Raw genomic sequence first — 12,972 nt, 5'->3', positions numbered from 1 at the left:
CAAAGTGAAAAAACTGTTTTTATTGTTGGTATTCTTAGGGTCATTTGCCCGTCCCCAGGATAGGATTTCCGGTTCAAATAGCGTAAGTCGATCTGTGGTTTTGGCCCAAAATGGCATGGCATGTACTTCCCAGCCCTTGGCAACACAGGCAGCATTGGATATTCTAAAACAAGGAGGAAGTGCCATTGATGCGGCCATAGCGGCCAATGCGGTCAATTCCGTCGTTGAACCTGCTAATTGTGGTATAGGCGGAGACTTGTTTGCCATTGTATGGGATGCCAAGACCAAAAAACTATATGGGCTCAATGCCAGTGGTAAATCTCCTAAATCCTTGACCTTGGAAGCCATGAAAAAGATGGGGCACACCAAGGTGCCATTTTTTGGTCCTTTGGCGGTTTCGGTTCCCGGTTGTGTGGATGGCTGGGCAGAACTTCACGGAAAATTTGGAAAGCTGCCCTTTGAAAAACTATTCGATTTGGCGATCGGATATGCCGAAAACGGTTTTCCGGTAACGGAAATTATAGCCCATGAGTGGAAGGCCAATGCCGATTATTTTCCTGAAAATAGTGATTTTGAAAGGGTTTTTGTCAAGGATGGAAAAACTCCCGCCCAAGGTGAGGTTTTCAAAAACCAGGCTTTGGCGAATTCCATGAAACAGATTGCCAAAGGTGGGCGGGATGCCTTTTATAATGGAAAGATTGCAAAAGAAATAGAAGTCTATATGGCGAATAATGGAGGATATTTAAAAGCCTCCGACCTAAAAGAACACAGATCGGAATGGGTAGAACCGGTGTCCACCAATTACAGAGGTTACGATCTTTGGGAACTTCCGCCGAACGGGCAGGGTATTGCCGCCCTGCAGATGTTGAACATTCTTGAAGAATACGACATTAAAAGCATGGGGTATGGCAGTCCCGAATATCTCCATCTACTGATAGAAGCAAAAAAAATGGCCTTTGAGGACAGGGCCAAGTACTATGCGGATCCCAATTTCAATAAAATCCCTGTAGAGGAATTAATTTCCAAGGAATATGCGGCCAAAAGAAGAAAACTAATCAATCCCAATAAAGCAGCGGAAGAATATGCACCGGGAGTTTTAGAGTCAGGTGAAACCATTTACTTGACAGTAGCCGATAAAGAGGGAAATATGATCAGTTTAATACAAAGTCTCTTCAATGGATTTGGATCCACCGTGACCCCTCCCAAGCTGGGCTTTCCTTTGCAAAACAGGGGTGAACTTTTCACCTTTGAGGAAGGTCATTTTAATAAGTATGAGCCTGGGAAAAGGCCATTTCATACCATAATACCCGCCTTCGTCACAAAAGATGGTGAGCCGTTCATGAGCTATGGGGTTATGGGTGGGGCCATGCAACCACAAGGCCATGTACAAATATTGATCAACATGGTCGATTTTGGAATGAACATTCAGGAGGCAGGAGATGTGCCACGCATTCGCCATTCCGGATCCTCGCAACCTACAGGTTCAAGAATGGAATCTGGTGGCATCGTTAATTTTGAACATGGCTTTGAACAGGAAACCCTCAGAGGGCTTGTTCAAAAAGGCCATTTTATGAAATTTAGTGTTGGAGGCTTCGGGGGCTATCAGGCCATCATGTACGATTCAAAAAACAAAGTCTACCACGGGGCATCGGAGTCGAGATTGGACGGTCAGGCATCAGGTTATTGATCGGTCGAAATCTACAAATCCCATGATTCTATGAAAACAAAACGCCAATCCTTTTACAACTCATATGGAATAACGCTCATTGCATTGCTAACCTTACTCCTTACATACAATTGCAAGCCGCACAACAAAGACCTGAATCAAACCATAAGGGAACACATAGAAAATATTAAGGTGATAGGCACCCATGAGCATCAACTGGATCCTTCCAAACATGGGATAAAAACAATAAGCTTTTTTGAACAGTTGAAAAGTAGTTACTTATATGATGACCTCATATCAGCAGGAGCGAGTAGAAATAGTACTGCGGAAAAAAACCTGGATTCGGATTCGTTGTGGAACTATTACGAGCCATTTTTGAATAGTACCCGTACAACTAGCTACTACCGGCAATTGATCAAGGGGTATCAAAAGCTGTATGATTTTGAAGGGCCTTATTTTACAAAGGACAATGTCTCAAAACTCAATGAACAATTAGTGGAGAACTACAACAACTACGACTCCTGGTTCAACAAAGCTTTTGAACTTTCCGGGTTTGATCTAATGTTAGTGGACCAATATTGGAATCCATATGAATTAGAACGTAATACCGGGCAATTTGCATTGGCATCGCAAGTAAACCAAATGATAGTGGCACCACTTTTTAAGGAAAAAGTTCCACCAGAATATTCCTGGATTCATACGGATTATTGGAAAATGGCAAAAAGCCACAACTTCTCAATGCAAACATTGGAGGAATATTTGACTTTTTCCAATTTTGTGTTTGAAAACTATTTCGCAAAGAATTCCGTTTGTCTCAAAAACTCACAGGGCTACGATAGATCTTTGTATTTTGAGGAAGTGTCTTTTGAGGAAGCTGCCGAACTATATCTTAAGGAGCCATCGACCCACACCGAGAGTGAAAAGAAAAAGTTGATGGATTTTATGTTTCATTGGATTATCCAAAAAGCCATTCAATACGACATTCCAATCCAAATTCACACTGGATATTTAGCCGGTACGGGAAGGGTTCTGGAAAATAGCCGGCCATCGCTCTTAAACAATCTATTTATCAAATATCCAAAGGCTAAATTCATTCTTTTTCACGGCGGATATCCATATACTTCCGAATGGATAGCCTTGGGGAAGATGTTCCCAAATGTTTACCTAGATTTTAGCTGGTTGCCCCAAATATCACAAATGGTTGCGAAGCGGGTATTGGAAGAATGTTTGGACACCGTGCCTTACAACAAAATCCTCTGGGGCGGTGATGAGGTGTATATCGAAGGTTCTGTCGGAGCCCTTGAACTAACTAAGGAAGTTATTGCCGAAGTTCTTATTGCCCGAGTAAAAAGAGGCTCACTGACTGTTGATATGGCACTTCTAATAGCCGATCATATTTTCAGAAACAACGCAATTCTACTTTTAGATTTAGAATATAATTTGACCGAATAAAGAGTATTTATTCCATAATTCGAATAATCAAAACTTCATAATCAATAATTATTTTTTTCTTTTTATTTTCTTTTTTTTGTTATTATTGCTTTTTTTTATTACTTTGAAAGACTAACTTAAACATAACCAATATGAAAATTACTCTTTTGAAAAAAATTGTGATGGTTCTCACAGTTTTTGCGTCCATCAATTTATGGGGGCAGGATGGCAGTGTAACAGGAATCGTTACCGATTCCGACGGCGTACCCCTTCCAGGAGCGAGTGTGGTAGTTAAAGGAACTTCCACCGGTACCCAAACCGATTTCGATGGTAACTTCGCCATCAATGCTGATTCCAATGCCACCTTGATCTTCAGTTATGTGGGTTTTGCCACGCAGGAAATCCCCGTTAATGCTCAATCCTCTATTAACGTTTCCCTAATGGCAGATGCGGCGGCACTGGATGAGGTGGTCGTTTTGGGGTATGCCACCCAAACCAGGGGGGATCTTACCGGAGCTGTATCCTCTGTGGATATCTCCGAAGCTACCAAGGCACCAATCGTAAATGCGGCTGAGGCTCTCGAAGGTAGGGTTTCCGGGGTCAGTGTAGTCAATAATGCCCAACCAGGTGGGGCTCCGACCGTACGTATCAGGGGTTTTGGAACTAGTAATAGTAATAATCCATTATATATTATAGATGGTATCCAAACGGATGATCCTTCTATATTGAACAGTATCAACCCGGCCGACATTGATCAGATGAACGTCTTAAAGGATGGAGCGGCAGCTATTTATGGGGCAAGGGCATCCAATGGGGTAGTGATTATCACTACCAAAGGTGGGGGCTATTACATGGATAAGCCAAGGGTTTCCCTTGAAATGTATACCGGTTTTTCGCGTGCACAAAACTTACCCGACCTATTAAATCCCCAACAATTCGGTGACGTAATCTGGGAAAGCCTACAAAATGACGGCGTACCTATAGAGCATCCACAATTTGGCAATGGGCCGACTCCCGTAGTTCCAAGTCAATTACAGGGTGTACCAGCTAGTGTCACGGTACGTCCAGAAGGGACCAAATGGTTGGAAGAGCTTTATAGGACCGCGGTTACCTCAAATATTTCCGCGACCATACAAAACGGAACGGAAAGTGGCAAATATCTTTTGTCCATGGGCTATCTGAACAGGCAGGGTATACAGTTGGGCACAGGGTTCAAAAGAGGGGCTACCCGGTTGAATTCCGAATTCAAGATTTCCGATAGGATCACTGTCGGCCAGCACCTTAACATTTCCTTTTCAAATACCAAGGGAGATGGTACTAGTAGGGTTCAGGGAGCAATGATAATCAACCCTTTGATACCGGTTTACGATGATGATGGTGAATTTGCCGGTACATATTTGGCAGGAGCCCAATTGGGCAACTCACGTAATCCTGTAGCCCAAACGTTACGGTCCGCTGATGACTATCGCAAATCACTCCGGGTTTTCGGTGATGTTTACGCCCAGCTCCAAATTCTCGATGGATTAAGTTTTAAAACCTCCATAGGAGGTGATATACAGGCCTATAATGATAGAAGGTTTCAGCCTTTGGATCCCGAAAATGCAGAATCGCGAGCCTCCGCACAGTTGGACGAGGAGGACTTTGACCGTTACGAATGGGTATGGAACAATACCTTGAACTATAACAAAAGTTTTGGTGAACATTCCATTAATGCCCTGGTGGGTATCGAAGCCTTAAGTTTTCGTAGAAGAGGCAAGGATATCAGAAGAACCGACTTTTTGTTCGAGACCCCTGATTTTTATCTGTTGAGCACGGGAACGGGTACACCCATTGTCGATGACGGTTACGATGAACAATCCTCCCTGTTCTCCATTTTCGGTACGGCAAATTATTCCTACGCCGACAAATACCTTCTCACCGCTACGGTCCGCCGGGACAAATCCTCACGATTTAGGGGCGATAACCAAAGTGATATATTTCCATCCTTCAGTGCAGGTTGGGTCGTTAGCAACGAGGACTTCTTTCCACAGGATGCTCTTGTAAGTAGGTTAAAACTTTACGGTTCATGGGGACAATTGGGCAATCAGTCGCTACCTTCGGATAACCCTACGGTAAATATTTCCGAGCTTGGTGAGACTTTCGCAAATTATTCGTTTGATGGAGGCAACTCGATTAGAACAGGAGCTTTTCTAAGTCAGGTGGGCAACCCAGATCTTCGATGGGAGACCAGTGAATCTACCAACATAGGAGTTGAATTTGGACTCTTTGACAATAAACTTTCATTGAATGCAGAGTATTTTGATATAGTTACCAAGGATCTGATTTCCAGGGATAATAGTTTGATAAGCACTACCGCTATCGACGCCGAGGCACCCTTGGTCAACTTGGGGTCTTTTAAGAATACCGGTATGGATTTGAGCATTGGATATCAAAACACTACTAAAGGTGGATTTTCCTATGGAATACAGGCGAACATCTCGCATTATAAGAACGAGGTGACCGAACTGATCAGTGATTTCCAAATAGGTTGGCCAGACTTTAGGGGGGGTGCCGTTACCCGCACCGCCGTGGGACAGCCTCTATCCTCTTTCTTTGGACGTGTGGTAGAAGGTATTTTCGCAACAGAAGCAGAGGTTTCGGCCCACGCCGATCAAGGATTTGAAAATCCGGCAGATGGCATAGGAAGATTTAAATATACGGATGTAAATGGCGATGGTTCCATTAACGATGACGATAGAACCTTTATCGGTTCACCCCATCCCGACTTTACCTATGGCGTCAACTTTAATTTTGCATATAAGGGATTTGACCTTTCGGCATTTTTTGCCGGTTCCCAAGGGAATGATATCTACAATTACACCAAGATCTTCACGGATATGCCCAGTTTTTCCAATACCCAACGTAGTGTTCGTGTTTTGGACTCTTGGAGGCCCGATAACCTTGATGCCACAATCCCGAGGTTAAGTTTTGCGGTACCGAACAATGAGACCCAACCCAACTCTTTCTTTGTGGAGGACGGTTCGTTCATGCGCCTGAAGAACCTACAGATAGGCTACACCCTCCCAGATAGTATCGTGAATAAGTTAGGCTTGGATACTTTACGGTTCTATGTCCAGGGATCTAACCTGTTTACCATTACCGGGTATGATGGTATTGACCCTGAACTTGGCCCAAGGGATAATGGAAACGACAACCTTACCATTGGTGTGGACAACCAACAGTATCCTTTAGCAGCAATATACACTTTAGGTCTTAACTTAAATTTCTAAAAAAATGAAAAAGAGATTATTTACTTACACAACGCTATTTATAGTTTTGCTAGCCTGTAGCGATGATTTTACGGAGATAGCCCCGGTCGGTGCTCTGGCAGATGAGGCACTTGCCAACGAGACCGGGGTCGACCTATTGCTAACGGGTGCCTATTCCGCCCTGGATGGTATTAGAAACAATCAAGGTGCCCCGGATTGGGCAGTTTCCGGTGATAACTGGTGGTTCGACGTGATTTCGGATGATGCCCACAAAGGGAGTACGGATGGTGACCAGCCTGATCTATTTGCACTGGAAATTTTCGATTGGGCCACTGCCAATCCTTATATTTTTGGAAAATGGAATGGCTTGTATGCAGGGGTAAACAGGGCCAACGCCGTAATTTCATTGATCAACTCCAGTGAGGAAGGTGACCTTACGGCAAAATTGGCCGAAGCTCGATTTTTAAGAGGTCATTTCAATTTTGAACTTCAAAAGATTTACGGAAACCCTGCCTATATATCCGATGAAAATTATGCTGCGACTGAATTCAATCAGCCAAATCCAGGACCAATATGGGAACAGATAGAGGCCGATTTTCAATTTGCCATTGATAACCTGCCCGCAAGCCAAGATGATGATGGGCGGCCCGATTCATGGACCGCCAAGGCCTTTTTGGGCAAGGCCCATTTGTTCCAAGCCGATTGGGCACCAGCCTTGGCCTTGCTGAAAGATGTCATAGACAATGGCCCTTACGCCTTAAACACGGAGTTTGTGGACAACTTTAACGCTGCAGGGGAAAATGGACCGGAATCTGTTTTTGCCATTCAGTTTGCCGCAGATGACGGCCAGTCCTTCAATGGTAACCGGGGCGGAACGCTCAATTTTCCAGGAGGTGGTCCATTTAATCCTGAAACCTGTTGTGGTTTTTATCAGCCTACACAGGATTTGGCCAATGCATACAAGACCGACGGTAGTGGTCTGCCCTTGTTGGACACCTTCAACCAAAGTGATATCGCCAACGATGCCGGCGTAGATACGAATGACACGGCATATGACGCGGACACCAAAACGTATGACCCAAGTCTTGACCCATTTGTCACCGAACAGGGTCCTCTTGATCCCAGACTGGACTATACCGTAGGTCGTAGAAAAATTGACTATAACGGTTTTGGGGCTCATCCAGGTAAAATTTGGATTCGAGCCACTTTTGGCGACATCTCCGGACCTTACTTGCCCAAAAAGAATGTCTATCAAGCAGGTGAGTTGGGCAACAATCAAGGAACTGGTGCGTGGGGTGAACAACGCTCGGGCATCAACTACAACATCATGCGATTTGCCGATGTGTTGTTGATGGCAGCAGAGGCCGCAGTAGAAACCAATGATTTGGTCTTGGCCTTGGATTATGTGAACCGAGTTAGGAACAGGGCGAAGAATATGACCTATGTACAGGCACGCGGCGCCGAGGACGAGGTCATAGAGGGAACCCCTGCCGCCGACTATCAAATTGAACCTTATGCATCCTTTGCCAGTCAGGACTTTGCCAGAAAGGCGGTACGTTTTGAGCGTCGTCTGGAACTAGGTATGGAAGGTCATCGGTTATTCGACCTTAGAAGATGGGGCGTAGCGCTGGAAACTATAAATACCTATGCGGAGAACGAGGCTCGTACCATACCCAATTTTGGTGACAAGTTTAGGGCCTACGAACCCAAGCATGACTTATTGCCCCTTCCGCTGAACGCCATAGATTTAAGTGGTGGAATCTTGAATCAGAATGATGGATTTTAAAATTTAGTTGAGTTAGTTTGTTAGTTTATTTTTAAGGCAGGACACCTATTGCGGTATCCTGCCTTTCATTTAATCTTTATTGATTATGTAATACAAGGTGGCTTTGGTTTAGTACAAAGTCCAGTTATGAAGGCATACAACCAAATAGAAAAGCCTTCAAAAAAGCTATACTAAAAATAACAGACTGCATGGCAGGCTTAACTTGATAAATCTAAAATCGCCTTTTAAAATCGAAAGGGCTGTATCTATTGTTTAACTTTATAGTATATGAGGTAAAATGAAAAAGCAATATTTCTTTTTATATATGGTACTGGTTTCCATGCTTTCCTGTAAAGAAGAAAAAACCACCTTATTCTCAAAAGTTTCCTCTTCGCACTCGGGAATAACTTTCAACAATCGAATCATGGAAACGGATTCTTTTAATATTTTGACTAGTGAATATATATTCAATGGTGGCGGTGTGGCCCTCGGAGATTTTAATAACGATAGCAAACCCGATATTTTTTTTACCGGAAATCAAGTCCCAAACAAGTTGTATTTAAATAGAGGAGGCTTTAAGTTCAAAGATGTAAGTGCACTGGCAGAAATCGAAGCAGAGAAAAAATGGGCCACTGGAGTGACCGTGGTCGACATAAACAATGATAATTTCCTAGATATATATGTTTGTGCCGCAATGCTCTCTTCCGAAAGTGAAAAGGCCAACATGCTCTTTGTCAATCAGGGTCCGGATAAATCAGGTGTTCCCAAGTTTAAAGAAATGGCCCATGAATATGGAATAGCGGATTCGGGAAATAGTATGAATGCCACTTTTTTCGATTACGACAACGATGGTTTTTTGGATCTTTATGTGTTGAACAATGTTGAAATTCATGAACTACCTACCAACTATAGGGAAAAAATTACTGACGGATCCGCATTAAGCAACGATAGATTGTACCGTAACAACGGAGATGGAACTTTTACTGATGTAACGCTATCGGCTGGGATTACACTTGAAGGTTTTGGTCTTGGACTTGCAATAGCTGATCTGAATTATGATGGATGGAGCGATATTTATGTAAGCAATGATTATCTAACAAATGATATACTTTATATAAACAATAAAGATGGTACGTTCTCTAACCGGATTGATCAACTGATAAAACATCAAAGCAAGTTTTCCATGGGTTCTGATATATCCGATTTCAACAATGATGGCTTTTTGGACATCTTTACCTTGGATATGTTGGGAGAAACAAACCATAGATTAAAAACAACCATCGGCAATAATAAATATACATCATATATTCTCAACGAAAAGTATGGATATGGATACCAATATATGAGAAACATGCTTCAAATGGGAAATGGGATAGGCCTTCCCTACAGTGAAATCGGCCTTATGGCAGGGGTATCCAGAACAGATTGGAGTTGGTCACCTTTATTTGTGGATATGGACAATGATGGTGTAAGGGATTTGTTGATTACCAACGGTTTTCCCCGAGATATTACGGATATGGATTTTGGTGACTTTAACTTTAACGTCCGTAGATATTTGGGTCCTTCCAAAATCTTGGATTCAATTCCAATCGTTAAAATACCAAATTATGCCTACAGCTATTCCGGTAATGGACACTTTAAGGACGTCGGGAAAGAATGGGGCTTAAATATCCCGTCCTTTTCCAATGGTGCGGCATTTGCCGATCTGGATACTGATGGTGATATGGACTATATTGTAAACAATATTAACGAAGAAGCGTTTGTTTTTGAAAATCAACTCAATAAACAGGACAAAGAAAATCATTTTCTGCTGGTCAATTTAAACGGGCCAAAAACCAATACCTCAGGTATAGGAGCCAAAATAGTAGTTAGATTTAAAGATGACACATTCCAATATCATGAACATCATCTGAGTAGAGGTTATATGTCTTCAGTACAGGACATTATTCATTTTGGCTTGGGAAATAAGAAGGATAAAATTACATCGCTAGAAATTTTATGGCCAGATAGCAAATACCAAAAAAAGCAAAATATATCGGAAAACCATACCATTACCTTAAATTATGATGAGGCCCTTTCCAATTATGAAAATGCCTTTTTTCCTTTAGTTCCAAAAAAGACCAATCCCATCTTTGAAGAAATATCCAATGAATTGGGAATCAATTATGTACATCAGGAAAAAGATGTAGTTGATTATGATGTACAGAGGATCTTACCACATAAATTGACCCAAAATGGTCCCTGTCTGGCCAAGGGAGACTTAAACGGTGACGGAATCGAAGACTTCATAGTGGGTAGCTCACATAATTACGCCCCACAAATGTTCTTTCAACAGAAGGATGGAACTTTTGAACGCAAATTATTATATCAGGATAAGAAAAACCTAAGATATGAAGAAGAAGCAATTGTACTTTTCGATCTCGAAAATGACGGGGATTTGGACATGTATTTGGTTTCAGGGAGTAACGAGTTTGTATCGGAAAGCAATTTGTATGTAGATAGATTAATGATTAATGACGGCAGCGGTAGTTTTACAATCGATAAGAGCTCAATTCCAGAAATCAAAGCAAGTGGATCAACGGTAAAAGCACATGATTTTGATGGAGATGGGTATGTGGATCTCTTCGTAGGAGGAAGAACACCATATGCCCAATACCCAATCCCTGAAGAGAGTTATCTGTTAAAGAATGAAGGAGGAAAGCTCAAAGACGTTACGGAAGAATACGCAAAGGAACTCAGGAATGTGGGTATGATTACAGATGCTGTCTGGGCAGATATCGATAACGATAGCTTTAGCGATCTAATAGTATTGGGCCAGTTTATGCCTATAACTATTTTCAAGAATCAAGGAACTTCCTTTGAAAAATTGAACAACAAAAAAATCGATAGTCTTTTGGGGTGGTGGGAAAGCATCCTGGCAGAAGATTTTGATAATGATGGCGACGTGGATTTAGTAGCTGGAAATTTAGGAGCTAACAACCTTTACCAGCCCTCCCAGGACAGGCCGATTACCACGTTGGCAAAAGATTTTGACAATAACGGCAATATGGATCCTTTGATGTTTGCATATTTTAAAAATGATTTTGAGAATACTGATTACAAATCGTTCCCTGTACATTTTTGGGGAGATCTTGTTGGGCAAAGCCCATTATTCAGATCAAAATTTAATTATTATAAAGAGTATGGGAAGGCAACCCAGCATACCTTGTTGAGTAAAGAAGAATTGAATGGGGCCCTAAAATTAACCGGTAATTATGATAGAACTGTTTATTTAGAAAATATGGGCAACGGAAAATTTGAAATTAGACAATTACCTTGGCAGGTCCAAATAGCCCCCATCAATCGTATGGTGGCCACTGACTTTGATGAAGACGGCCAAAAAGACCTTCTCCTGATCGGTAATAATTATGGCAATGAGATATTTGTTGGAAGATATGATGCCCTTAACGGAGCTTTACTAAAAGGTAATGGCAACGGTAATTTTACCTTTGTTCGGTCACAAGAGAGCGGATTTGTTGTAACGGGAGATGCCAAGGATATTGTAAAGATAAAAAATGCCAAGAATGGAGACCCATATATTGTGGTCACTCAGAATAGGGGAAAAATCAGGATATTCCAAAAAAAGTAGATATTTGCTTTTGAGTTTTTTCATTTTAATAAGACATTAATCTAGTCGAATTTCAAATCCGAAGTTAGGGCATGCTTTTAATTCATCATAAACTTTAGACACTTATATTTGTAAAAATTAAGAAAAAAAAGAAGCAAAAAGAGATAAAAAAAGTTTTGAAATAAACACCAGGCTCTGCTTACATTGAAAAATTAAATATTTTAAAATGCTTTCAAATCTCAGAAGAAAAAAGATAGTAGACCGCCTAGACGAGAATGGGTCGGTGAGAGTAAAGGAGCTATCAAGAATTCTTAAGGTTACAGAGGCGACCATTAGGCAAGATCTCGAAAAGCTAGAAAAAAAGGGGGTTTTACAAAAAGTGCATGGAGGTGCTGTGCTTAACAGGCCTAAAATTGATTTATTGGCCTTTGACCGTAGATTATCCGAAAATTCAGACAAGAAAAATCGTCTAGGAAAACTTGCAGCTGATTTCGTTAAGGATAATGATGTGATTTTTATTGACTGTGGAACAACGCTATACTCAATGCATAATTATCTAAAAAATAAAAAGAATTTGATAGTAATATCCAATTCGCTTCCAATAATTTTTCAATTGTCTAATCATCCAGGAATCAAGACCGTAGTAGTGGGTGGAGAGGTGGATACTGACCGAAAAGCTATTTATGGTCCGATTGCGGAAAAAAATGTAGAAGAGTACCATGCTTCAAAGGCTTTTATTGGTTCAGATGGGGTTACTTTGAAACATGGGCTTAGTTCGGATGAGATTAAGGAGTCCGTTATCACCACAAAGATGGCCGAAAACTCGGATGAGGTATTCTTAGTAGTTACTTCGGAAAAGATAGAACGCGAAGCATTTATTAAAGTCGCCCCATTGGGAATTGTGGATCATATAATAACCAATTCAGATGTTCCGCAGCAAATACAAGATAAATATAGGGGAAAGGCAGATTTGATTACAGATCAATAACCTTTTCCCCTGCCTTCCCTAGCCCTATAACCATGGCCATTCCCAAACCATGCGTGGCACCTATGACAAGTACAGTCTTTCCCTGCGAATTAAATAAATATACTTCTTATCTAATTTCCGTGATAGAACAAAAATCCATGTCTCTATAGCCCAAATTTTCCCCTGCCATGCCTCAAACAAATATATAGTTGGAAGTACCCGGACCAGAGTGAATCGACGAAGGAGGTGAGACAATCGCCTGTTAGTTCCATATCCAGATATGACATG

General features: G+C 41.7%; 6 protein-coding genes and 1 pseudogene. 6 read left to right on the top strand and 1 reads right to left on the bottom strand.

The window, feature by feature from the left end:
- The first annotated feature begins 4 nt into the window (after positions 1-4).
- From ggt to D7Z94_RS13120, 6 genes are all read left to right on the top strand, one after another.
- The gene (gene ggt / locus D7Z94_RS13145; RefSeq protein WP_211341788.1) at positions 5-1,687 is read left to right on the top strand and encodes a gamma-glutamyltransferase; all 1,683 of its coding nucleotides are present in this window, start codon (positions 5-7) and stop codon (positions 1,685-1,687) included.
- Positions 1,688-1,717: 30 nt separating this feature from the next.
- Positions 1,718-3,118, top strand: coding sequence for an amidohydrolase family protein (locus D7Z94_RS13140; protein WP_120712076.1), 1,401 nt, complete (start codon positions 1,718-1,720; stop codon positions 3,116-3,118).
- A gap of 131 nt (positions 3,119-3,249) precedes the next feature.
- Positions 3,250-6,366: a SusC/RagA family TonB-linked outer membrane protein gene (locus D7Z94_RS13135; RefSeq protein ID WP_120712075.1), complete on the top strand. Its 3,117-nt coding sequence runs from the start codon at positions 3,250-3,252 to the stop codon at positions 6,364-6,366.
- Positions 6,367-6,370: 4 nt separating this feature from the next.
- Positions 6,371-8,131, top strand: a complete 1,761-nt coding sequence (locus tag D7Z94_RS13130) for a RagB/SusD family nutrient uptake outer membrane protein (RefSeq protein ID WP_120712074.1) — start codon at positions 6,371-6,373, stop codon at positions 8,129-8,131.
- A gap of 277 nt (positions 8,132-8,408) precedes the next feature.
- Entirely contained in the window at positions 8,409-11,738 is a 3,330-nt protein-coding gene (locus tag D7Z94_RS13125) for a VCBS repeat-containing protein (protein ID WP_211341787.1), read from the top strand.
- 205 nt (positions 11,739-11,943) lie between these two features.
- Positions 11,944-12,705, top strand: coding sequence for a DeoR/GlpR family DNA-binding transcription regulator (locus D7Z94_RS13120; RefSeq protein WP_120712073.1), 762 nt, complete (start codon positions 11,944-11,946; stop codon positions 12,703-12,705).
- 106 nt (positions 12,706-12,811) lie between these two features.
- On the opposite strand, the pseudogene D7Z94_RS25925 reads toward D7Z94_RS13120, so the two are convergent.
- Positions 12,812-12,972: pseudogene (locus D7Z94_RS25925) on the bottom strand (5-dehydro-4-deoxy-D-glucuronate isomerase); the annotation flags it as partial.

It is taken from the genome of Ulvibacterium marinum (assembly GCF_003626755.1).
In the GTDB taxonomy this organism is placed as follows: Bacteria; Bacteroidota; Bacteroidia; order Flavobacteriales; family Flavobacteriaceae; genus Ulvibacterium; species Ulvibacterium marinum.
This window is presented reverse-complemented; position numbering and strand designations above follow the sequence as displayed.